The organism is Pseudomonas sp. B15(2017) (genome assembly GCF_002113215.1).
In the GTDB taxonomy this organism is placed as follows: Bacteria; Pseudomonadota; Gammaproteobacteria; order Pseudomonadales; family Pseudomonadaceae; genus Aquipseudomonas.
On record NZ_NEJZ01000011.1, the window covers coordinates 143,635 to 167,623 of the forward strand.

19 protein-coding genes are annotated in these 23,989 nt (G+C 58.0%); 15 read left to right on the top strand and 4 right to left on the bottom strand.

Translation table 11 applies throughout. The features are described from left to right. Positions 1-40 precede the first annotated feature (40 nt). Entirely contained in the window at positions 41-829 is a 789-nt protein-coding gene (locus tag CAF73_RS17585) for a VacJ family lipoprotein (protein WP_085699386.1), read from the bottom strand. Further along, positions 822-2,120 (bottom strand): serine/threonine protein kinase, encoded by a 1,299-nt coding sequence (locus CAF73_RS17590; RefSeq protein ID WP_085703362.1) that lies wholly within the window; start codon positions 2,118-2,120, stop codon positions 822-824. Before CAF73_RS17590 ends, CAF73_RS17585 begins: the two co-directional genes overlap by 8 nt. A gap of 223 nt (positions 2,121-2,343) precedes the next feature. Between CAF73_RS17590 and CAF73_RS17595 the strand changes: the two genes are divergently transcribed. Both CAF73_RS17595 and CAF73_RS17600 read left to right on the top strand, forming a co-directional pair. Continuing rightward, the gene (locus CAF73_RS17595) at positions 2,344-2,712 is read left to right on the top strand and encodes a hypothetical protein (RefSeq protein ID WP_085703363.1); all 369 of its coding nucleotides are present in this window, start codon (positions 2,344-2,346) and stop codon (positions 2,710-2,712) included. 101 nt (positions 2,713-2,813) lie between these two features. Then, on the top strand, positions 2,814-5,525 hold the full coding sequence (locus CAF73_RS17600) for an RHS repeat-associated core domain-containing protein (protein ID WP_085703364.1): 2,712 nt from the start codon (positions 2,814-2,816) through the stop codon (positions 5,523-5,525). Positions 5,526-5,625: 100 nt separating this feature from the next. Here the strand turns inward: CAF73_RS17600 and CAF73_RS17605 are convergent, their stop codons facing one another. Then, the gene (locus CAF73_RS17605) at positions 5,626-7,221 is read right to left on the bottom strand and encodes a beta (1-6) glucans synthase (protein ID WP_085703365.1); all 1,596 of its coding nucleotides are present in this window, start codon (positions 7,219-7,221) and stop codon (positions 5,626-5,628) included. Between CAF73_RS17605 and CAF73_RS17610 the strand changes: the two genes are divergently transcribed. The 4 genes from CAF73_RS17610 to CAF73_RS17625 all read left to right on the top strand — a co-directional run bounded on the left by CAF73_RS17610 (position 7,178) and on the right by CAF73_RS17625 (position 10,557). Further along, positions 7,178-7,411 carry a hypothetical protein gene (locus CAF73_RS17610; protein WP_085699591.1) on the top strand — a complete coding sequence of 78 codons (234 nt, stop codon included), beginning with the start codon at positions 7,178-7,180 and terminating at the stop codon, positions 7,409-7,411. The two genes, CAF73_RS17605 and CAF73_RS17610, sit on opposite strands and share 44 nt — an antisense overlap. Positions 7,412-7,508: 97 nt before the next feature. Further along, positions 7,509-8,360, top strand: coding sequence for a glycine betaine ABC transporter substrate-binding protein (locus CAF73_RS17615; RefSeq protein ID WP_085699378.1), 852 nt, complete (start codon positions 7,509-7,511; stop codon positions 8,358-8,360). 230 nt (positions 8,361-8,590) lie between these two features. After that, positions 8,591-8,902, top strand: coding sequence for a DUF485 domain-containing protein (locus CAF73_RS17620; RefSeq protein ID WP_085682951.1), 312 nt, complete (start codon positions 8,591-8,593; stop codon positions 8,900-8,902). Next, the gene (locus tag CAF73_RS17625) at positions 8,899-10,557 is read left to right on the top strand and encodes a cation acetate symporter (RefSeq protein ID WP_085699376.1); all 1,659 of its coding nucleotides are present in this window, start codon (positions 8,899-8,901) and stop codon (positions 10,555-10,557) included. The genes CAF73_RS17620 and CAF73_RS17625 overlap by 4 nt, the downstream gene beginning before the upstream one ends. Positions 10,558-10,827: 270 nt before the next feature. On the opposite strand, the gene gltA is transcribed toward CAF73_RS17625, so the two are convergent. After that, the gene (gltA, locus tag CAF73_RS17630) at positions 10,828-12,117 is read right to left on the bottom strand and encodes a citrate synthase (protein WP_007959044.1); all 1,290 of its coding nucleotides are present in this window, start codon (positions 12,115-12,117) and stop codon (positions 10,828-10,830) included. 364 nt (positions 12,118-12,481) lie between these two features. Between gltA and sdhC the strand changes: the two genes are divergently transcribed. The 9 genes from sdhC (at position 12,482) to sucD (ending at position 23,850) form a co-directional block, all read left to right on the top strand. Further along, entirely contained in the window at positions 12,482-12,856 is a 375-nt protein-coding gene (gene sdhC, locus CAF73_RS17635; protein ID WP_011333113.1) for a succinate dehydrogenase, cytochrome b556 subunit, read from the top strand. Continuing rightward, a complete protein-coding gene (gene sdhD, locus CAF73_RS17640; RefSeq protein WP_007977503.1) occupies positions 12,850-13,218 on the top strand; it encodes a succinate dehydrogenase, hydrophobic membrane anchor protein in 369 nt (122 codons plus the stop codon). The genes sdhC and sdhD overlap by 7 nt, the downstream gene beginning before the upstream one ends. 3 nt (positions 13,219-13,221) lie before the next feature. After that, a complete protein-coding gene (sdhA, locus tag CAF73_RS17645) occupies positions 13,222-14,994 on the top strand; it encodes a succinate dehydrogenase flavoprotein subunit (protein ID WP_085703366.1) in 1,773 nt (590 codons plus the stop codon). Positions 14,995-15,005: 11 nt separating this feature from the next. Then, positions 15,006-15,710, top strand: coding sequence for a succinate dehydrogenase iron-sulfur subunit (locus CAF73_RS17650; protein WP_065260469.1), 705 nt, complete (start codon positions 15,006-15,008; stop codon positions 15,708-15,710). A gap of 253 nt (positions 15,711-15,963) precedes the next feature. Further along, entirely contained in the window at positions 15,964-18,795 is a 2,832-nt protein-coding gene (locus CAF73_RS17655; RefSeq protein WP_085699374.1) for a 2-oxoglutarate dehydrogenase E1 component, read from the top strand. A 42-nt stretch (positions 18,796-18,837) separates the two neighbouring features. Then, on the top strand, positions 18,838-20,064 hold the full coding sequence (odhB, locus tag CAF73_RS17660; protein WP_085699372.1) for a 2-oxoglutarate dehydrogenase complex dihydrolipoyllysine-residue succinyltransferase: 1,227 nt from the start codon (positions 18,838-18,840) through the stop codon (positions 20,062-20,064). A gap of 97 nt (positions 20,065-20,161) precedes the next feature. Beyond that, on the top strand, positions 20,162-21,598 hold the full coding sequence (lpdA, locus tag CAF73_RS17665) for a dihydrolipoyl dehydrogenase (RefSeq protein ID WP_085682946.1): 1,437 nt from the start codon (positions 20,162-20,164) through the stop codon (positions 21,596-21,598). Between the two features lie 201 nt (positions 21,599-21,799). Next, entirely contained in the window at positions 21,800-22,966 is a 1,167-nt protein-coding gene (gene sucC / locus CAF73_RS17670; RefSeq protein WP_007959029.1) for an ADP-forming succinate--CoA ligase subunit beta, read from the top strand. Next, positions 22,966-23,850: a succinate--CoA ligase subunit alpha gene (gene sucD / locus CAF73_RS17675; RefSeq protein WP_011333119.1), complete on the top strand. Its 885-nt coding sequence runs from the start codon at positions 22,966-22,968 to the stop codon at positions 23,848-23,850. Before sucC ends, sucD begins: the two co-directional genes overlap by 1 nt. Positions 23,851-23,989: the final 139 nt, after the last annotated feature.

Genomic DNA, 23,989 nt, shown 5'->3' on the forward strand with positions numbered 1-23,989 from the left:
TCGACTCGCATCGAATGGCCTTTTTTTGTAGCTGGCGTTTTTACTCGGCGATCTGCAACTTGCGCGACTCGGTATAGACGTAGCGCACCTTCTCGTACTCGAACGGTGAGTTCAGCTGACCGTAGCGGAAGCTGGTCTGGTAACGCTTGTCGACCGCGCGCAATGCCCAGACTTCCGGATGGTTGGAGCTGACTTCCGAAACATTGAGAAAGTTGATCGCGGACTCGGCTGAGAAATCCACCGCAAGGCCGGCGGTATCGCGCAGGTTCGACGGGCCGAGAATCGGCAGCACGAAATAGGCGCCGCCCGGTACGCCGTAGAAGCCCAGGGTCTGACCGAAGTCTTCGTTCTGGCGCGGCAGGCCCATGGCGGTGGCCGGGTCCCAGAGCCCGGCGATGCCGATGGTGGTGTTGAGCAGCAGGCGCGCGGTGGTTTCCATCGAGCGTTTGCCCTTGAACTGCAACAGGCTGTTGACCAGATTCGGCACGTCGCCAAGGTTGTTGAAGAAGTTGCTCACGCCGGTGCGCACGAAGCTCGGGGTGATGTAGCGATAGCCATCGACCACCGGCAGGAACACCCATTGGTCGAAGCGGTAGTTGAAGTGGTAGACGCGCCGGTTCCACTCTTCCAGCGGGTCGTAGACGTTCAGCGCGCTGAGGGTCGAGCGCTCGAACTCGCGCTGATCCAGCCCCGGGTTGAATTTGAGTTTGGACAGCGGCTCCTTGAAGCCGTCGCTGTCGATGACCACCGGTGCATTGGCTTTGCTGTTGTCGGCCTGGGCCATACCTGCACTGAGGAGCGCTGCAATCAGCAGGAGATATTTAGCCACGGAAGAACTCCAGCATGGCGTCGCTGTTGACGCGATAGTTAAGGTTGCCGCAATGGCCGCCCAGTGGGTAAACGGTCAGGCGATCACCGAAGGTCCGACGCAGGAAACCGAGATCGCCCGGACCGAGGATCACGTCGTCGGAGTTGTGCATGACGGCGATTTTCGGGCTGTCGTGCAGGTAATCCTTCAATGCGTACAGGCTCACCTGATCGATCAGTTGCAGCAGGCTGCCGCCGTCGGTGCGGGCGCGCCACATCGGGATCACCTGTTCGGTGAGGTAGCAGTCGAAGTCACATTGCAGCGCACGCTTGAGGAACGGCGTGAGGCTGGTGCCTTCGGTGATCGGGAATTTCGGCGGGGTGATCAGGCCACGGCGGTTGATCAGGTCCGAAGTGAACGCGATGTCCGCCGCCGAGAAGCGGAACGAGGTGCCGATCAGCATCGCCATCTGCTCGTTGCTCAGATGCTGCTTGGACTGCTGGAAGTCGTAGAGCAACGCATCGTTGAGGTCGATGTAGCCTTTTTGCTGGAAGTAGCGGGTCAGTTTGCTCAGCACCAGTTCATAGAAGGTGGTGCTGTTGTTGATGCCCTTGACCTCGGTCTGCACCAGCTTGTCGAGGTTGGTGATCGAGGTATAGAGGTTGACCGGTGGATTGAGCAGCAGGACTTTCTTGAAGTTGAAGCTGCGACGGGTTTCATCCAGATGGGCAACGAATGCTGCGTCCAGTGCGCCGAGGCTGTAGCCGCTGAGGTAATAGTCGGTGACCGGCAGTTTCGGGTTTTGCGCCCGCACGGCCTGCATCACCCGATACATGTCTTCGGCGTCTTCCTTGGTCACGCCGGGGGTGGCGAAACGCGAGGCGGCGCTCATGAAGTCGAAGCTGGTCGGCGACGACAGCTGCACGACGTGGTAGCCGGCCTTGTAATAAAGCTTCTTCAGGTATTCGTTGAGCGTGCTGTCGTAGCGCGCGCCAGTGCCGGCGATCAGAAAGATCAGCGGCGCGGCCTTGTCCTGGGTGGCGATGCGATAGGTCAGTTTTTTCACCGGCCAGAAATTGTCCGGCAGGATGAATTCGCGCTCGGGGCGCAGGGTGACGCTGCGATCGGTCTGATCGATGTCGTCGTCCAGTGGCAGTTCAGGGCGCAAGTCCGGCGGCGTGGTGGCGATGGTCGCCTCGAACGGATTGGTCAGGGGATAGCCATAGCTGGCGGCGTCGATATCCACCGCCAGCGCGGACGCACTCAGAATAAGGCCGCCAAACAGGGCGGCGAAGCGCAAGGAACGGAGCATGACTGGATCCCTTAGAGGAAGGTGCCGAATGAAGTTCGCAGGCTATGACCACCGGGTTTGCGCCAAAGTGCCATGCCACGGCATCTATCTGACGGAATTCGGAGTAATAGTAGCCGGACGATACACTTTGCAAGGAATGAATGACCAGTTAAGAGTTGTTAGTCCTTGCGTATGCGCGGCGGCGGATTAAGCTGGCCGCCGATTTCATCGATTGGAGTGTTCCATGTCCCGCCGCTTGCCTGTGATTCTGCTGCTCGTTCTGTTGCCGTTGTGGCTGGCCGCCAGTTATGGCGCGCGTTATGGCTTCATGGAGGACGCGCAGTGGGTGGGCATCTGCGTGGATGAGGCGAGCCGTTGGGAATGCTCGGTGCGCTCGAACCTGGGCCTGATCATTCATTCCCAGATGCTGGGCTGGGCGGCGGTCACGGCCGCGGTGATCGGTTTTGTCGTGCCGGGACGGGCAGGGCGGTGGCTGGCGGTGCTGGCGCTGATGTTCGGGTTGCCGGCGCTGGCGCTGTACAACACGACGCTGGCGGTGTTTGCGGTGGTGATTGCCGGGTTGCGGTTGGTAAGAAAGTCGATGATGCGCTAAGCAGGTTTGCATGACCTGTTATTTCTGACAGTTGACGATGTCTGCGGCACCGAACATATTCAAGCCGTCGTAGAGGGTTGATCCTGTCGGGAGATTCCGCGATGCATTCACATACGCCTGTGATGACCGTGACGGATCCACGAGGTTTGGTGGTGCGTGATGTCGCCTATTACAGGGCTGCTGTCGGGAACCTCATTGAACGACGGGTCACCCATCAGGCCTACGATGCTTCCAGGCGTGCAACCAAGCGCTATGACCCTCGTCTGTTCCTGCTTCTCGATATGGAGCCCGATATCCCCGCAAGCCTGCGAACGGTATTCAACCTCGCGGGGGAAGAACTGCTGACCGATAACGTCGACATCGGCTGTCGCGTGCAATTGTCAGGGCCTGCTGGCCAGAACGTCGATAGCTGGGACAGCAGGTCAACGCATTTTCATACGGTTTACGATGAGCTTATTCGTCCTGTAAAGGAAACCGTGCGTGTGCCCGGCCAGGCTGAACGGACCTGTACGTATTTTTCGTATGGTGGCAGCGGAATGTCGTTTGCCGAGCGCAATCAATGCGGGCAACTCATTCGGCAAGATGATAATGCCGGAACAAAATTTCATCGCTCGTATTCACTCAAAGGCGAGTTACTCGAAAGTACTCAACACTTTCTAGAGATCGTGGCACCACCGGATTGGCCTTCTTCAGAGATTGATCGCGATCTACTCCATGAGTCAGGCACTGGTGCAACGACCCGCTCTTGTTACAGCGCGACGTCTCAACTGCTTAGCGAAATCGATGCCAAGAGCAATGCCCGCATCTTCAATTATCAAGTGGATGGGCAGGCTCTCGGAATAAAAGTGAAAGTAGGAAAGGACGGGACGTCAACTGATGTGGTCACCGAGATTCGGTACAACGCTTTCAATAAAGTCGAGCAGCAAACTCTGGCCAATGGGCTGGTCTGTTCTGCCTCTTATTCTCCGGTCGATGGAAGACTGTATGAGCTGAGATCACGGATCCCGGGCCATTCGCCTCTGCAGCACCTTGTTTACCGATACGACCCGGTGGGTAACGTGGTCGCTATCGAAAACCGCGCGTTGCGCGTTCGCTACTTCGGTAATCAGAAGATTGATCCTGTCAGGACGTTCCGTTACGACACAAATTACCAACTCATCGGTGCTACTGGATGGCAGGTGATTGGAGGGAGTGCAGGCCCGAGCCTGCCTGCGTTTCAGTCCCCGGCGGATCCGGGGCAGTTGGAAAACTACACCGAGTCGTTTGATTACGATTGCAGCGGAAATCTGATCAAGCAAGTTATCAGCGCAGCGATTGGAAGTCGCACTCAGCAGATGGTTGTCTCGAAGTACAGTAATCGTGCACTGGTGCAAAAAGAAAATGGAGATTTACCAACGGAAGCTGAAATTGCACAGGGGCACGATTTGGCTGGCAACAAGCTTATTCTGCTACCGGGGCAGCAACTGGAATGGGATGAGCGCAATCGATTGTGCAGAGTAGGGACGGTAGTGCGCCCTGATTTGCCAAACGATGATGAGGCATACGTTTACGATCATGGCGGGCAGAGACTGCGGAAAATTCGCACGACTCTGCGCGGTCGTTTGGCAATTCCCCAGGAGGTTCGTTATCTGGGAGCGCTGGAAGTGCGAACCAGCAGTTCAAGCCTGCTGCAAGTCATCAACGTGCAGGCAGAACTGTGCGATGTCCGTGTGCTCAACCGAAAAGATCCGCGGTCAGGTAAAGCCACTGTCACTATCCGGTTTGCAGTGACTGATCAGATTGGCTCTTGCTGCCTGGAACTTGATGAGACCGGCGCGCTTATCAGTGAAGAAGTTTTTTCTGCCTTTGGCCGCACAGTCTGGTGGGCGGGCAGCGACCAGATTAAAGCCAGTGACAAGACCCGGCGTTTTTCGGGCAAGGAACGGGACTTGACAGGACTGTATTACTACGGAGTGAGATATTACGTGCCTTGGTGGCACCAATGGCTCAGCCCGGATCCTGGCGGTGTGGTGGATGGTTTGAATTTGTACCGTATGGTTGGTAATAACCCGGTTACTTTTTTTGATGACGCAGGGTTTGCCGGTACTGATATCAATGTAAGTAGCCAGGGCAATTATGAGAGTCTGGTTGCCAGCTTTTCAGCGGGCGATATTCTGTTCGGGCTGCGAGAACCTCGTGATGCTGCGCTGAAAGCCCTGGAAAAGGTCGGGTTCAAGGAATTTTCAAGAGTGCCTTTGTGGAGAGGCGGGTTAACGAGGGTGCTTTGGGAGAAAAAACGCAATGTCCTGAAGCAGAATGACCTGACCGATGCTGCGTTTGGCCCGACGGTTACGGCGGGTATTTACAGAACGAACGAGCAGATCAAGTCAGAGCTGGTCGATGTGGATCGTGGTATTGGTTACAAAGAGTTTGCAATGACCAATCGGTATTTTCAAAAGGATGAAAAAGGCACCGGCAACTTCTTTGAAATAAACGTTCCGATGTGGCGTCGCTCAAGTAAAGCAGGTTTGGAGTACCAGATTTTCGGGCGAAATAAAAAAGTCCTCTTTGCGATCGATAACTTGATGGAGACGCTGGATGACATTGTTGCAAAAACGGCAGGAGCAGGAACCAGTGTGACGGCCTCTGAAATAAGATATGTGTATCGGCGAAAAGACACGCCTGAAGTCAAAAACAATGTGAAATTTTTTGTGGCTGACAGAGAAGTGCCGCAGGCAGAGTTCTTTGCATTGCCGGCCTGGAAGAATTATCAACCCAAGAAAATGTTCAAAAGCGTTGCTGTACCGCGTCGAGCAGCGCAAAACATGCATTAGTCGCGGGCTTTCAGGTTAGCGGGATAAGTTGGTGCATGAGGGGGGGAGCGCAAATCCTGTTCTCCAGGCTGGAGACAGGATTTGCGTGCAGTCCTGAATATCAGTTCTTGCGAACCCGCAAGCAGCGCCAAAGCGCAGCCACCATCAACACGCTGACCAGCGCCCAGCCCCACGCCTGCTGATTCTGCAAACCTTCGCGGAACAGTTGCGGCGCAATGCCGGCGCCGATGATGAAGGTCAGCAGGGCGATCTCCCGACGGGCCACATTTACCGGGCGGCACAGGTAAACCAGCGTCGGCAGGATGAATGCCACACTCGGAAAGCTTCGGTAGCGCGGATCGAACACCAGCTCCAGCATCATCACCGCAGCGGCGAATCCGGCCGCTGCGACCAGCCAGCCGGCCCGTCGCTCAAAAGCGTTGAACGCCCGCTCACGCCAGCCGCTGCGGGCGCTCAAGGTCAGCGCGGCATGGGCCAGCACCAACAGATTCAGAGCCGTCAGTAACCCGACCCACAGCCATTCGCTGGCAAACCGCGTGGTCACTCGCGCCAGATCACCCCAGGCGCCAATCGAACAGGCGGCGAGGGCGCCGAGCAACGGCAGGATCAGCGCCGAGCGCGTCGTGCGAACCCGGCCACCCAGCAGCAATGTTCCGAGGAAAATCAGCCCGCCGACCGCCAGCCACTGCGACCAGTACGGCACGTTCGACACCGGCCCGGCCAGCACGCCTTTGTCCTGGCGATCAGCATCGAACAGTCCCCAATAACCGCCGACCGCACCCTCGCTGCCGCGCTTCCACGGCTGGTCGAACGCTTCTATCAGGTTGTACCGCCAGCCTTCCTGTTCGGCGAGGGTGACAAAACCACGTATGAACCTGGCTTCGTTGACCCGGCTCGGCAGTGCGGTCTCACGCTGGCGGCCTTCACTCGGCCAGCCGGTTTCGCCGATCATCACGTCCTTGGGTGCGAACTTGTTGCCGAATACCTGACGCACTTGCGCTACATGATGCAGCGCGACGTCAATGTTCGACGGATCGTCTTCCCAGTACGGCAGCAAGTGAATGGTCAGAAAATCCACCGCCGGCGCGACTTCCGGGTGTTTGAGCCAGAACTCCCAGACATCCGCGTAGGTGACTGGTTGCTTGATGCGGCTCTTGACCTTGTTGATCAGCTTCGCCAGTTGCGCGCCGGTCACTTCCTTGCGCAGCAGGGCTTCGTTGCCGACGATCACGGCGCTGACCACGTCCGGGTTGGCATTGGCCGAGGCAATCAGTAGGTCGACTTCCTTCTCGGTGTCCACCGGGTTGCTGTTGACCCACGCGCCGATCATCAACTTCAGGCCATGCTTGCGCGCCAGATCCGGCAGCGCTTCGAGGCCGGTCATCGAGTAGGTGCGAATGCATTCGAAGCGGGTGGCGAGCAGGGCGAGGTCGGCGTCCATGCGCTCCGGGCGCAGTTTGAACGGGACGTCGAACGGCGACTGGTCCTTGTCGAACGGGGTGTAGGAGGCGCATTGCAGCTTGTGGGTCGGGGTGGTGACGTCCGGCAGGATCACCGGTTTGCCGAGTCCGTACCAGAAGCCGCACAGGGCAAACAGCCCGAGCAGGCAGGCGAGCAGATAAGGAAGAAAGGGGAAGCGGGAGGTCGCGGACATGGTCAGGCCGAGTGGCTGCAAAGCGACGCATGTTACCTGCATTTATGAGCAGGTTGGTGGCCCGCACGATTTTGACATGCAAAGTTCGGGCGGATTGTCTGGCGCCAAATATCCGAATGCAGTTAATGGCTTTCTGATGTCGTTTCTCGTTGCCTTGAGGTCGCTGACAGAGCAGGTCTTATCGGGCGTCGGGTTGATGATCGGAGCCATCAGTACTCCGCTGATGTTCTAACGAGTTTGCGGTCGGGCGTGATGGGGGCGCTGTGCACCATAACAATACGTTGACGATGCCCGGCATCCGTCGGGCGCAGCATTTCGGGGAAGTAACGATGAAGATGCGACGACTTTTAGGCGCAGGTGCCGCTCTGGTGCTTGCGATGGGCTCCACTTTCGCCAGCGCTGAAAAACAGACCCTGAACATCGGTTACGTTGACGGTTGGTCCGACAGCGTCGCGACCACCCACGTGGCGGCCGAAGTGATCAAGCAGAAGCTCGGCTACGACGTGAAACTGCAAGCCGTCGCCACCGGCATCATGTGGCAGGGTGTTGCCACCGGCAAACTCGACGCCATGCTCTCGGCCTGGCTGCCAGTGACCCACGGCGAATACTGGGCCAAGAACAAGGATCAGGTCGTCGATTACGGCCCGAACTTCAAGGATGCGAAAATCGGTCTGATCGTGCCGGAGTACGTCAAGGCCAAGACCATCGAAGATCTGAAAACCGACGATTCCTTCAAGAAACGCATCGTCGGCATCGACGCCGGTTCAGGCGTGATGCTCAAGACTGATCAGGCGATCAAGGATTACGACCTGACCGGCTATCAACTCAAGGCCAGTTCCGGCGCCGGCATGATTGCCGAGCTGACCCGCGCCGAGAAGAAAAACGAATCCATCGCCGTCACCGGCTGGGTGCCGCACTGGATGTTCGCCAAGTGGAAACTGCGCTTCCTCGACGACCCGAAAGGTGTGTATGGCGCGGCTGAAACCGTGAACAGCATCGGCAGCAAGGAGCTGGCGACCAAGGCGCCGGAAGTGGCCAAGTTCCTGAAAAACTTCCAATGGGCTTCGAAAGACGAAATCGGCGAAGTCATGCTGGCGATTCAGGACGGTGCAAAACCTGACGTAGCGGCCAAGGACTGGGTGGCCAAGCACCCTGAGCGTGTTGCCGACTGGACCAAGTGATTTAAGCCGAAGCGTCTAATCTGCGCTTCCCAGGGCCGTCCGACATATCAGTCGGGCGGCCTTTTTTGTTGGTCCTCTATTAATAGGCAGCGTTGGCCGTTTTCGGCTGGTCTGGAAATTGGCAAAAACGTCATGGCGCTCTACTACTAAGGTCGTCTGGAACCCGGCTCGCAGCCGCATACAGTGGATATGTTCCAAAAATAAAAATCTGTGCTGCGAGGATAAAAACAATGAACGACAGCATTTACCTCTCGATTCAGAACAGCCCGCGCTTCAAGGAGCTGGTCAAGAAAAGAGAAAGGTTCGCCTGGATACTCTCGGCGATCATGCTCGGGCTCTACTCCGGCTTCATCCTTCTGATCGCGTACGGGCCGCAAGTGCTCGGCACGAAAATCAGTGCCGAATCATCCATCACCTGGGGCATCCCGATCGGTGTCGGACTGATTGTCTCGGCCTTCATCCTGACCGGCATTTACGTGCGCCGCGCCAATGGCGAGTTCGACGACCTGAACAACGCGATTCTCAAGGAGGCTCAGCAATGATCCGGCGTCTACTGGCTCTTTTGAGCATCGCAGCGTTCGCTCCGGCCGTCTGGGCCGCTGACGCCCTGACCGGCGAAGTCCACAAGCAACCGCTCAACGTTTCCGCGATCGTCATGTTCGTGGCGTTCGTTGGTGCGACCCTGTGCATCACTTACTGGGCGTCCAAACGCAACAACTCGGCAGCCGACTACTATGCGGCGGGCGGCAAGATCACCGGTTTCCAGAACGGTCTGGCAATTGCCGGTGACTACATGTCGGCGGCGTCCTTCCTGGGTATTTCCGCGCTGGTGTTCACCTCCGGCTACGACGGCCTGATCTACTCGATCGGCTTCCTCGTGGGCTGGCCGATCATTCTGTTCCTGATCGCCGAGCGTCTGCGCAACCTGGGTAAATACACCTTTGCCGACGTGGCGTCCTACCGCCTCGGGCAGACCCAGATCCGCACCCTGTCTGCCTGCGGTTCGCTGGTGGTGGTGGCGTTCTACCTGATCGCGCAAATGGTCGGTGCCGGCAAGCTGATCCAGCTGCTGTTCGGTCTCGACTACCACGTTGCGGTGATTCTGGTCGGTATCCTGATGTGCCTGTACGTGCTGTTCGGCGGCATGCTGGCAACCACCTGGGTGCAGATCATCAAGGCTGTGCTGTTGCTGTCCGGTGCCTCGTTCATGGCGCTGATGGTGATGAAGCATGTCAACTTCGATTTCAACACCCTGTTCTCCGAAGCCATCAAGGTTCACGCCAAGGGCGAAGCGATCATGAGCCCGGGCGGTCTGGTAAAAGACCCGATCTCGGCATTCTCCCTGGGTCTGGCACTGATGTTCGGTACCGCCGGCCTGCCGCACATCCTGATGCGCTTCTTCACCGTAAGCGACGCGAAAGAAGCTCGTAAAAGCGTGCTGTACGCGACCGGTTTCATTGGCTACTTCTACATCCTGACCTTCATCATTGGCTTCGGCGCGATCCTTCTGGTCAGCACCAACCCGGCCTTTAAAGATGCGGCGGGCGCTCTGCTCGGCGGCAACAACATGGCGGCAGTGCACCTGGCGAACGCCGTGGGCGGCAGCGTGTTCCTCGGCTTCATCTCGGCGGTGGCGTTCGCGACCATCCTGGCGGTGGTGGCCGGCCTGACTTTGGCCGGTGCTTCGGCGGTGTCTCACGACCTGTACGCCAGCGTGATCAAGAAGGGCAAGGCCAACGAGAAGGATGAGATTCGCGTTTCGAAGATCACCACCATCGCGCTGGGCGTTCTGGCCATCGGCCTGGGCATCCTGTTCGAAAGCCAGAACATCGCGTTCATGGTCGGTCTGGCGTTCTCCATCGCGGCAAGCTGCAACTTCCCGGTGCTGCTGCTTTCGATGTACTGGAAGAAGCTGACCACTCGTGGCGCCATGATTGGTGGCTGGCTGGGGCTGGTGAGCGCGGTGGGGCTGATGATTCTTGGCCCGACCATCTGGGTGCAGATCCTGCATCACGAGAAGGCGATTTTCCCTTACGAGTATCCGGCGCTGTTTTCGATGATCATTGCGTTCATCGGGATCTGGTTCTTCTCGATCACCGACAAGTCGGCTGAGGCCGAGAACGAGCGGGCGCTGTTCTTCCCGCAGTTTGTGCGTTCGCAGACCGGGTTGGGGGCGAGTGGGGCGGTATCGCACTGAGGATCTTGTGTAGGTTGAGTTGAATGAAAATGCCCTGGTCGAGAGATTGGGGCATTTTTTTGTGGGCGGTTATCGGACTTTCTTTGGGGTGGGATATCCGTTGCTGCGGTAATGGCCACCAGCGGTAGCACCCGAAGAAACGAATATGTACCCAATAAGCAATAAACCAGTCGGTCCAAAGGCCGCTGAAATGCCCCAAACAAAAAACGGCCCCCATTCTCATGGAGGCCGTTCCCGGTACAGCGCTAAGACGCTATCGCTAGACAGCTCTTATTTGCGGTCTTCCAGCTTGGTGATGTCCCGCGACTCGTAGCCAGTGTAAAGCTGGCGCGGACGGCCGATCTTGTACGGGCTGGAGAGCATTTCCTTCCAGTGCGAGATCCAGCCGACAGTACGTGCCAGGGCGAAAATCACGGTGAACATGCTGGTCGGAATGCCGATCGCCTTGAGGATGATCCCCGAGTAGAAGTCGACGTTCGGATACAGCGAGCGCTCGATGAAGTACGGGTCGGTCAGCGCGATCTCTTCCAGGCGCATGGCCAGTTCGAGTTGCGGATCGTTCTGGATGCCCAGTTCCTTCAGCACTTCGTCGCAGGTCTGCTTCATTACAGTCGCGCGAGGGTCGCGGTTCTTGTAGACGCGGTGACCGAAGCCCATCAGCTTGAACGGATCGTTCTTGTCCTTGGCCTTGGCGATGAACTTGTCGATGTTCGAAACATCGCCGATTTCATCGAGCATGGTCAGCACGGCTTCGTTCGCACCGCCGTGGGCAGGGCCCCACAGTGCGGCGATACCGGCGGCGATACAGGCGAACGGGTTGGCACCCGAGGAGCCCGCCAGACGCACGGTGGAGGTCGATGCGTTCTGCTCGTGGTCGGCGTGGAGGATAAAGATCCGGTCCATGGCCTTGGCGAGTACCGGGCTGATCGGTTTGATCTCGCACGGGGTGTTGAACATCATGTGCAGGAAGTTTTCCGCGTACGACAGGTCGTTGCGCGGGTACATCATGGGTTGACCCATGGAGTACTTGTAAACCATCGCGGCCAGGGTCGGCATCTTGGCAACCAGGCGGATCGCGGAGATTTCGCGATGCTGCGGGTTATTGATGTCGAGGGAGTCGTGGTAAAAGGCCGAGAGGGCGCCGACTACACCACACATGACGGCCATCGGGTGGGCGTCACGGCGGAAGCCGTTGAAGAAGGTTTTCAGCTGCTCGTGAACCATGGTGTGGTTCTTTACGGTGCCGACGAACTGGGCCTTTTGCTCTGCAGTTGGCAGTTCGCCGTTCAGCAGCAGGTAGCAGGTTTCCAGGTAGTCCGACTTTTCAGCCAGCTGTTCGATCGGGTAGCCGCGGTGCAGCAGGATGCCGTTGTCGCCGTCGATATAGGTAATCTTCGATTCGCAGGAAGCGGTCGACATGAAACCGGGGTCGAAAGTGAAGCGGCCCGTGGCCGTCAGGCCCCGAACATCGATAACATCGGGACCAACGGTGCCGGTTAAAATGGGCAGCTCGACGGGGGCTGCGCCCTCGATGATCAACTGCGCTTTTTTGTCAGCCATGTGGCCTCCTATTTATGCTTGAAATCATCAGACAGACCCCCCACGCAGGGCCCGCACCACTATAGTGAGATAAATTCGAATGTCAATTTGCCTAAAGTCTTGCTCCAGAAGGCTTTAACCGTACTTTTTCCTCGAAATTGCCTGCCATTTACGCCTTTTATACGACTTGTGCAATCCGCTATTGGGGGTAGGCGATTGCGTTGTCATTAGTAGCCTAACTGTCTATACTCGGCGACCGACCGCCAAGGGCTTTTGGGCTCGCTTTCATTGGGGGTCGCATCCCTGGGTGGTGGTTACCTGACCAGTGCACTCCCCAACAACTTTGCCCTGATTGTTAGGGGCTCTTCAGTGTGAAAAAAAAGCCGTGAAAAGCCAACGACCTGTAAACCTAGACCTAAGGACCATCAAACTCCCCATCACCGGCGTTACGTCGTTTCTTCACCGTGTTTCCGGCATCATCCTCTTCCTGGGCCTCGGCATCATGCTTTATGCATTGGGCAAATCCCTGGGTTCCGAGGAAGGTTATGTCGAGGTGAAGGCATGCTTGACCAGCCCGCTGGCCAAGTTCGTAGCATGGGGCCTCCTGTCCGCTCTTCTGTATCACCTGGTTGCCGGTGTGCGCCACTTGATCATGGACATGGGCATCGGTGAGACGCTGGAAGGCGGCCGCCTGGGCTCGAAACTGATCATCGCCGTTTCCGTGGTGCTGATCGTTCTGGCAGGAGTTTGGATATGGTAACCAGCGTTACAAACCTTTCGCGTTCGGGCCTCTATGACTGGATGGCACAACGTGTGTCTGCGGTCGTTCTCGCGGCTTATTTCATTTTCCTGATCGGCTACCTCGCCGCGAACCCGGGCATTGGCTACGACCAATGGCACGGCCTGTTCGCCCACAACGGAATGCGTATCTTCAGTCTGCTGGCACTGGTTGCCCTGGGCGCTCACGCCTGGGTCGGCATGTGGACCATCGCGACCGACTACCTGACGCCAATGGCGCTGGGCAAGTCCGCGACTGCAGTACGTTTCCTTTTCCAGGCAGTATGCGGCGTCGCGATGTTCGCTTACTTCGTCTGGGGTGTGCAGATTCTCTGGGGTATCTGATTCATGGCTAACATTCCAACGATTTCTTTCGACGCCATCATTATTGGTGGCGGCGGTGCCGGCATGCGCGCTGCGCTGCAACTGGCACAGGGCGGTCACAAGACTGCCGTGATCACCAAGGTTTTCCCGACCCGCTCGCACACTGTGTCCGCACAGGGCGGCATCACTTGCGCCATCGCATCGGCCGACCCGAACGATGACTGGCGCTGGCACATGTACGATACCGTCAAGGGTTCCGACTACATCGGTGACCAGGACGCTATCGAATACATGTGTCAGGAAGGCCCGGCTGCCGTTTTCGAGCTGGACCACATGGGTCTGCCGTTCTCGCGTACCGAAACCGGCCGTATCTACCAGCGTCCATTCGGCGGTCAGTCGAAGGATTACGGCAAGGGCGGGCAGGCTGCCCGTACCTGCGCCGCTTCCGACCGTACCGGTCACGCGCTGCTGCACACTCTTTATCAGGGCAACCTGAAAGCCGGTACCACGTTCCTGAACGAGTACTACGCAGTCGACCTGGTGAAAAACCAGGAAGGCGAATTCGTCGGTGTGATCGCAATCTGCATCGAAACCGGCGAAACCACCTACATCCGCGCCAAAGCCACCGTACTGGCTACCGGCGGTGCAGGTCGTATCTATGCATCCACCACCAACGCCCTGATCAACACCGGTGACGGCGTCGGCATGGCTCTGCGTGCCGGCGTGCCGGTACAAGACATCGAAATGTGGCAGTTCCACCCGACCGGCATCGCCGGCGCCGGTGTACTGGTTACCGAAGGTTGCCGTGGTGAAGGTGGTTACCTGATCAACAAGCACGGCGAGCGTTTCATGGAGCGTTATGCTCCGAACGCCAAAGACCTTGCCGGTCGTGACGTGGTTGCGCGTTCGATGGTTAAAGAAATCATCGCCGGCAATGGTTGCGGTCCGAATGGCGACCACGTAATGCTCAAACTCGACCACCTGGGCGAGGAAGTGCTGCACAGCCGTCTGCCAGGCATCTGCGAACTGTCGAAGACTTTCGCACACGTTGATCCGGTGGTTGCTCCGGTTCCGGTTGTTCCGACTTGCCACTACATGATGGGCGGCGTTGCCACCAACATTCACGGCCAGGCGATCACTCAGGACGCCGAAGGCGTGGATCAGATCATTCCTGGTCTGTTCGCAGTCGGTGAAGTGGCTTGCGTATCGGTTCACGGTGCCAACCGTCTGGGCGGCAACTCGCTGCTCGACCTGGTGGTATTCGGCCGCGCTGCCGGCCTGCACCTGGAGAAGGCGCTGACCGACGGCATCGAATATGACGACGCTACCGAAGCCGACATCGAAGCTGCCCTGGCGCGTCTGAACGCCCTGAACAACCGTACCGACGGCGAAGACGTCGCTACCCTGCGTCGCGAGCTGCAAAGCTGCATGCAGAACTACTTCGGTGTATTCCGTACCGGCGAATACATGCAGAAGGGTATTGCCCAGCTGGCAGATCTGCGCAAGCGCATTGCCAGCGTGAAGATCAACGATAAGTCGCAGGCGTTCAACACTGCACGTATCGAAGCGCTGGAACTGCAAAACCTGCTGGAAGTGGCTGAAGCTACCGCCATCGCTGCCGAAGTACGTAAAGAGTCCCGTGGTGCTCACGCCCGTGAAGACTTCGAAGACCGTGACGACGAAAACTGGCTGTGCCACACCCTGTACTTCCCGGGTGAGAAACGTGTCGCCAAGCGTGCCGTGAACTTCTCGCCGAAGACTGTTCCGACTTTCGAACCTAAAGTCCGGACTTATTAAGGGTGACCGCCATGTTGAAAGTCAGTGTTTATCGTTACAACCCTGATCAGGACGCTGCGCCGTTCATGCAGGAATTCCAGGTCGATACCGGTGGTAAAGACCTTATGGTGCTGGACGTGCTGGCCCTCATCAAGGAACAGGACGAAGGTTTCTCCTATCGTCGCTCCTGCCGTGAAGGCGTCTGCGGCTCCGACGGCATGAACATCAACGGCAAGAACGGCCTGGCGTGCATCACGCCGCTGTCCGCTGTCGTGAAAGGTAACAAGCTGGTCATTCGTCCGCTGCCAGGTTTGCCGGTTATCCGTGACCTGGTTGTCGATATGAGCATCTTCTACAAGCAATACGAGAAGGTTAAGCCATTCCTGCAGAACGACACGCCGGCTCCGGCCATCGAGCGTCTGCAGTCCCCTGAAGAGCGTGAGAAGCTCGACGGTCTGTACGAGTGCATCCTGTGCGCTTGCTGCTCGACCTCTTGCCCGTCCTTCTGGTGGAACCCGGACAAGTTCCTGGGTCCGGCTGCCCTGCTGCAAGCGTACCGCTTCCTGGCAGACAGCCGTGACACCAAGACGTCCGAGCGTCTGGCGTCCCTCGATGACCCGTTCAGCGTCTTCCGCTGCCGGGGCATCATGAACTGCGTCAACGTATGTCCGAAAGGCCTGAACCCGACTAAGGCCATCGGTCACATCCGTAACATGTTGCTTTCGAGCGGCGTGTGATTCAGCTGCTGTAACCGCTGTACCCGAAGAAGGCTTAGGCGCGGGCTTCAACCCGCGCCATGGCTATAACCAGAGCAGCAGCCATAAGCTGCGGCTCTTATTTTGAAGAAATGAGACAAGCAGGGGCATCCGGGCTGGTACCCGGACTATCAGTGTGATCCTAAGTGGCTTGTTTTGGTCGCTGCATTCGGACTTCTGCAAGCTTGCTCGGTGTCGACACCGGTGGTGTTCCCCTAACCGAGGGTGACCAAGCATGCAAGAAAGCGTGATGCAGCGCATGTGGAACAGCGCCTACCTTTCCGGAGGTAACGCTGCCTATGTGGAAGAGCTTTATGAGCTCTACCTGCACGACCCTAACGCTGTGCCAGAAGAGTGGCGCAACTACTTCCAGAAGTTGCCTGCCGACGGCAACTCCTCCACCGATGTTTCGCACTCCACGATTCGCGATCATTTCGTGCTGCTGGCAAAGAACCAGCGCCGCGCCCAGCCGGTTTCCGCCGGTAGCGTGAGCACTGAGCACGAGAAGAAGCAAGTTGAAGTGCTGCGATTGATCCAGGCCTACCGTATGCGTGGCCACCAGGCAGCCCAGCTTGACCCGCTGGGACTGTGGCAGCGTCCTGCACCTGCAGACCTGTCGATCAATCACTACGGCTTGACCAATGCCGATCTTGATACGACCTTCCGTGCCGGCGACCTGTTCATCGGCAAAGAGGAAGCGAGCCTACGCGAAATTCACGAAGCGTTGCAGCAGACATATTGCCGCACCATCGGCGCTGAATTTACGCACATCACCGATTCCGAGCAGCGCCAGTGGTTCCAGCAGCGTCTGGAAAGCGTACGCGGCCGTCCGGAATACTCCGCCGACATCAAGAGCCACCTGCTCGAGCGTGTGACGGCCGGTGAAGGTCTGGAAAAATACCTGGGTACCAAATACCCGGGCACCAAGCGTTTCGGTCTGGAAGGCGGCGAAAGCCTGATTCCGATGCTCGACGAACTGATCCAGCGTTCCGGTTCCTACGGCACCAAGGAAGTCGTCATCGGCATGGCCCACCGTGGCCGTCTGAACGTACTGGTCAACACCTTCGGCAAGAACCCGCGCGAGCTGTTCGATGAGTTCGAAGGCAAGAAGAAGGTCGAGCTGGGTTCCGGTGACGTTAAATACCACCAGGGCTTCTCGTCCAACGTAATGACCACCGGCGGTGAAGTTCACCTGGCCATGGCGTTCAACCCGTCCCACCTGGAAATCGTTTCCCCGGTGGTCGAGGGTTCGGTTCGCGCCCGTCAGGATCGTCGCAACGACCCTACCGGTGAGAAGGTTCTGCCGATCTCCATCCACGGTGACGCGGCATTCGCCGGTCAGGGCGTGGTGATGGAAACCTTCCAGATGTCGCAGACCCGCGGTTTCAAGACCGGCGGTACCGTGCACATCGTGATCAACAACCAGGTTGGTTTCACCATCAGCAACCCGCTGGACTCGCGCTCCACCGAGTACGCGACCGACGTTGCGAAAATGATCCAGGCGCCGATCCTCCATGTGAATGGTGATGATCCGGAAGCCGTATTGTTCGTGACCCAGCTGGCCATCGACTACCGCATGCAGTTCAAGCGTGACGTGGTGATCGACCTGGTCTGCTACCGTCGTCGCGGCCACAACGAGGCCGACGAGCCAAGCGGCACCCAGCCTCTGATGTATCAGCAGATCACCAAGCAGCGCACCACCCGTGAGCTGTACGCTGATCGTCTGACCCAGGCCGGTGTATTGGATGCAGAGCGTGTTCAGGCGAAAGTCGACGAATACCGCAACGCGCTGGACAACGGTCTGCACGTGGTGAAGTCGCTGGTCAAGGAGCCGAACAAAGAGCTGTTCGTGGACTGGCGTCCGTATCTGGGCCACACCTGGACTGCGCGTCACGACACACGCTTCGATCTGAAGACCCTGCAGGAACTGTCTGCCAAGCTGCTGGAAATTCCGGAAGGCTTCGTGGTTCAGCGTCAGGTCGCGAAGATCTACGAAGACCGTCAGAAGATGCAAGCCGGCGGCCTGCCGATCAACTGGGGTTATGCCGAAACCATGGCGTACGCGACCCTGGCGTTCGAAGGGCACCCGATCCGCATGACCGGTCAGGACATCGGCCGCGGTACGTTCTCGCACCGTCACGCTGTGCTGCACAACCAGAAAGATGCCGGTACCTACGTGCCGTTGAAGCATCTGTTCGAAGGTCAGCCGCGTTTCGAACTGTACGACTCGTTCCTGTCGGAAGAAGCCGTACTGGCGTTCGAATACGGTTACTCGACCACCACGCCGAACGCGCTGGTGATCTGGGAAGCCCAGTTCGGCGACTTCGCCAACGGTGCGCAGGTCGTGATCGACCAGTTCATCACCAGCGGTGAACACAAGTGGGGCCGTCTCTGCGGTCTGACCATGTTGCTGCCACACGGTTATGAAGGTCAGGGCCCTGAGCACAGCTCGGCGCGTCTTGAGCGTTACCTGCAGTTGTGCGCCGAGCACAACATTCAGGTGTGCATGCCGACCACCCCGGCCCAGATCTACCACTTGCTGCGTCGTCAGGTGATTCGCCCGCTGCGCAAGCCATTGGTCGTTCTGACTCCAAAGTCGCTGCTGCGCCACAAACTGGCCATCTCGACCCTGGAAGATCTGGCCGAAGGTTCGTTCCAGACCGTTATCCCGGAAATCGATGCCCTGGACCCGAAAAAGGTCGAGCGCGTTGTTCTGTGCAGCGGCAAGGTCTACTACGACCTGCTGGAAAAACGTCGTGCCGAAGGCCGCGAAGATATCGCCATCGTGCGTATCGAGCAGCTGTATCCGTTCCCTGAGGACGACTTGAAAGAAGTCCTGGCTCCTTACACCAATGCCAAAGCGGCCGTGTGGTGTCAGGAAGAGCCGATGAACCAGGGCGCCTGGTACTGCAGTCAGCACCACCTGCGTCGCAGCATCAGCAACCTCAACAAATCTCTCGTACTCGAGTACGCGGGCCGTGAGGCTTCTGCTGCACCAGCATGTGGTTACGCATCGATGCACGCCGAGCAGCAGGAACAACTGCTGCAAGACGCGTTTACCGTTTAACGCCTTCGCGCACCTGAAACCGAATTTAAGGAACCACAGATAATGGCTATCGAGATCAAAGCCCCCACTTTCCCGGAATCGGTTGCCGATGGCACCGTTGCCACCTGGCACAAACAACCGGGCGACGCCGTCAAGCGTGACGAACTGATCGTCGACATCGAAACCGACAAAGTCGTACTGGAAGTGCTGGCTACCGCCGACGGCGTGCTGGGCGCAATCGTCAAGGGCGAGGGCGAAACCGTCCTGTCCGACGAAGTCCTGGGCTCCATCGTTGAAGGCGGCGCTGCTGCCGCCGCTCCGGCTGCCGCTGCTGCTCCGGCCGCTGCTGCCGCTACCGCTGCTCCGGCCGCCGATGGCGAAGACGACCCGATCGCTGCTCCTGCCGCACGCAAGCTGGCTGAAGAGAACGGCATCAACATCGCTTCCGTTGCCGGCACCGGCAAGGGCGGTCGCGTGACCAAGGAAGACGTGGTTGCAGCCGTTGCTGCCAAGAAAGCCGCTCCGGCTGCCGCGCCTGCCAAGGCTGCTGCTCCGGCCGCCGCCGCTCCTGTGTTCGCCGCTGGCGACCGCATCGAGAAGCGCGTTCCGATGACCCGCGTGCGTGCCACCGTTGCCAAGCGTCTGGTTGAAGCTCAATCGAACATGGCGATGCTGACCACTTTCAACGAAGTCGACATGACCGAAGTCATGGCCCTGCGTTCGAAGTACAAGGACCTGTTCGAGAAGTCCCACAACGGCGTACGCCTGGGCTTCATGTCGTTCTTCGTGAAGGCTGCCACCGAAGCGCTGAAGCGCTTCCCGGCGGTCAACGCCTCGATCGATGGCAACGACATCGTTTACCACGGTTATGCCGACATCGGCGTTGCTGTTTCCAGCGACCGTGGCCTGGTGGTTCCGGTTCTGCGTAACGCCGAACACATGAGCCTGGCTGAAATCGAAGGCGGCATCGCCACTTTCGGCAAGAAAGCCCGTGACGGCAAACTGTCGATGGACGAAATGACCGGCGGTACTTTCACCATCACCAACGGTGGTACCTTCGGTTCGATGATGTCGACCCCGATCGTCAACCCGCCGCAGGCAGCGATTCTGGGCATGCACAACATCATCCAGCGTCCGATGGCCATCAACGGTCAGGTCGTGATCCGTCCGATGATGTACCTGGCACTGTCCTACGATCACCGTCTGATCGATGGCAAAGAAGCTGTAACCTTCCTGGTGACCATCAAGAACCTGCTGGAAGATCCGGCTCGTCTGTTGCTGGATATCTGATAGAAGCAGTCGCGCGCTGCAAGCTTCAAGCTGCGGGATAACGCAGCCTGGCTTGCAGCGCGCGGCTTGAAGCTTTTCGCTAAAGAGGATTTTTTGAATGTCGCAGAAATTTGACGTAGTAGTGATCGGTGCTGGCCCTGGCGGCTACGTGGCAGCTATCAAGGCCGCGCAACTCGGCCTGAGCACTGCCTGCATCGAGAAGTACACCGATGCTGAAGGCAAGCAAGCCCTGGGCGGCACCTGCCTGAACGTAGGCTGCATTCCTTCCAAGGCGCTGCTGGACAGCTCCTGGAAATACAAGGAAGCGAAAGAAAGCTTCAACGTCCACGGTATCTCGACCGGCGAAGTCAAAATGGACGTCGCTGCGATGGTTGGCCGCAAGGCCGGCATCGTCAAGAACCTGACCGGCGGCGTTGCCACCCTGTTCAAGGCCAACGGCGTTACTTCGATCCAGGGCCACGGCAAGCTGCTGGCTGGCAAGAAAGTCGAAGTCACCAAGCCGGACGGCTCGGTTGAAGTCATTGAAGCCGAAAACGTCATCCTGGCTCCAGGTTCGCGTCCGATCGACATTCCACCGGCTCCGGTCGATCAGAAAGTCATCGTTGATTCGACTGGCGCTCTGGAATTCCAAACCGTACCGAAGCGTCTGGGCGTAATCGGCGCTGGCGTGATCGGTCTGGAACTGGGTTCGGTCTGGTCGCGTCTGGGTGCAGAAGTGACTGTCCTGGAAGCGCTGGACACCTTCCTGATGGCAGCGGACACCGCTGTTTCCAAGGAAGCGCTGAAAACCCTGACCAAACAGGGTCTGGACATCAAGCTGGGCGCTCGCGTGACCGGTTCCAAAGTGAACGGCGACGAAGTCGTTGTGAACTACACCGATGCCAACGGCGAACAGACCATCACTTTCGACAAGCTGATCGTAGCCGTCGGTCGTCGTCCGGTGACCACTGATCTGCTGGCTGCCGACAGCGGTGTGACCCTGGACGAGCGCGGTTTCGTGCATGTTGACGATCACTGCGCTACCACCGTACCGGGCGTTTACGCGATCGGTGACGTGGTTCGCGGCATGATGCTGGCGCACAAGGCCTCGGAAGAGGGCATCATGGTTGTCGAGCGCATCAAGGGCCACAAGGCCCAGATGAACTATGACCTGATCCCTTCGGTTATTTATACTCACCCGGAAATCGCATGGGTCGGTAAAACCGAGCAGGCCTTGAAAGCTGAAGGCGTTGAAGTTAACGTCGGCACCTTCCCGTTCGCAGCATCCGGCCGTGCCATGGCCGCCAACGATACCGGTGGTTTCGTCAAGGTCATCGCCGATGCCAAGACTGACCGCGTATTGGGCGTGCACGTGATTGGCCCGAGCGCTGCAGAACTGGTTCAGCAGGGCGCGATCGGTATGGAATTCGGCACCAGCGCTGAAGACCTGGGCATGATGGTTTTCTCCCATCCGACCCTGTCTGAAGCCTTGCACGAAGCAGCTTTGGCAGTGAATGGCGGCGCCATCCACATTGCCAACCGCAAGAAGCGTTAAGACACACAATAAGAAACCACGGCGGTACGGCCCGTCGTGAGCCTTGCGTGCAAGACTCACCGCGGAATGTCCGCTGGACGCAGCCTTGCGTAGCTGCACCGGGTATCCGGAAACGCTACGCAAGCAGCAGTCACAGGTGGCGCGGCACTCATAAAGAGCGCAGCGCCGAATGCGCAGTACCTAACGAAGACGGTAAAAAGCATGAATCTTCACGAGTATCAGGGTAAGCAGCTGTTCGCTGAATACGGCCTGCCAGTTTCCACTGGTTTCGCAGTAGACACCCCGGAAGCAGCAGCAGAAGCTTGCGACAAAATCGGCGGCAACGAGTGGGTTGTCAAAGCCCAGGTTCACGCCGGTGGTCGCGGTAAAGCGGGCGGCGTCAAGCTGGTTCGCAGCAAAGAAGACGCCAAAGCCTTCGCACAGCAGTGGCTGGGCAAGCGTCTGGTGACTTACCAGACTGACGCCAACGGCCAGCCAGTCACCAAGATCCTGGTTGAATCGTGCACTGATATCGCTAAAGAGCTGTACCTGGGCGCTGTCGTTGACCGTTCGAGCCGTCGCATCGTGTTCATGGCTTCCACCGAAGGTGGCGTGGACATCGAGAAAATCGCTCACGACACTCCAGAAAAAATTCTGAAAGCCACTATCGATCCACTGGTTGGCGCTCAGCCATTCCAGGGTCGCGAGCTGGCATTCCAGCTGGGTCTGGAAGGCAAGCAGGTTGCTCAGTTCGCCAAGATCTTCGTAGGTCTGGCCAAGCTGTTCAAGGATCACGACCTGGCTCTGCTGGAAGTGAACCCGCTGGTGATCAAGGCTGACGGCGATCTGCACTGCCTGGACGCCAAGATCAACATCGACGCCAACGCAATGTACCGTCAGCCTAAGCTGAAGACTTTCCACGATCCGTCGCAGGACGATCCGCGCGAAGCGCACGCTGCCAAGTTCGAACTGAACTATGTAGCGCTGGAAGGCAACATCGGCTGCATGGTGAACGGTGCCGGCCTGGCCATGGGTACCATGGACATCGTCAACCTGCACGGCGGCAAGCCAGCCAACTTCCTCGACGTAGGTGGTGGTGCTACCAAAGAACGCGTAACCGAAGCTTTCAAAATCATTCTGTCCGACAGCAATGTCGCTGCAGTACTGGTTAACATCTTCGGCGGCATCGTTCGTTGCGACATGATTGCCGAAGGCATCATCGGTGCAGTGAAAGAAGTCGGCGTGAAAATCCCGGTTGTTGTTCGTCTTGAAGGCAACAACGCTGAACTGGGCGCTAAAGTACTGGCAGAAAGCGGTTTGAACATCATCGCTGCTACCAGCCTGACCGACGCTGCTCAACAAGTCGTTAAAGCTGCGGAGGGCAAGTAATGAGCGTCCTGATCAATAAAGACACCAAAGTAATCTGCCAGGGCTTCACCGGTGCGCAGGGTACTTTCCACTCCGAACAAGCCATTGCCTACGGCACCAAAATGGTTGGCGGCGTGACGCCAGGCAAAGGTGGCACCACTCACCTGAACCTGCCTGTGTTCAACACCGTGAAAGAAGCTGTAGAAGCCACTGGCGCCACCGCCAGCGTGATCTACGTTCCGGCTCCTTTCTGCAAGGACTCGATCCTGGAAGCGGCGTTCGGCGGCATCAAGCTGATCGTCTGCATCACCGAAGGCATTCCTACCCTGGACATGCTGGACGCCAAAGTTAAGTGCGACGAGCTGGGTGTTACCCTGATCGGCCCTAACTGCCCAGGCGTGATCACTCCTGGCGAATGCAAGATCGGCATCATGCCAGGTCACATTCACTTGCCAGGCAAGGTCGGTATCGTTTCCCGTTCCGGCACCCTGACCTACGAAGCTGTCAAGCAGACTACTGACGCCGGTTTCGGTCAGTCGACTTGCGTCGGCATCGGTGGTGACCCGATTCCGGGTTCGAACTTCATCGACATCCTGAAGCTGTTCCAGGAAGACCCGAAGACCGAAGCGATCGTAATGATCGGCGAGATCGGCGGTTCGGCTGAAGAAGAAGCGGCTGCCTACATCAAGGCCAACGTGACCAAGCCGGTTGTTTCCTACATCGCTGGTGTGACTGCTCCTCCGGGCAAGCGCATGGGCCATGCTGGCGCAATCATCTCCGGCGGCAAAGGCACTGCAGACGAGAAATTCGCTGCTCTGCAAGACGCTGGCGTGAAAACCGTGCGTTCGCTGGCAGACATCGGCAAGGCCCTGGCCGAGCTGACTGGCTGGGAAGTGAAGAAGTAAGCTTCGGCTGACTCCTCTGCTCCAGCAACAAAGGCCACCCTCGGGTGGCCTTTGTCGTTTCTGGCGTTCAGGTAGGCGATGGCAATTTATAAGCACTCACCCAATAACATGCAAAAACGCGACACGGAAACGTCGCGTA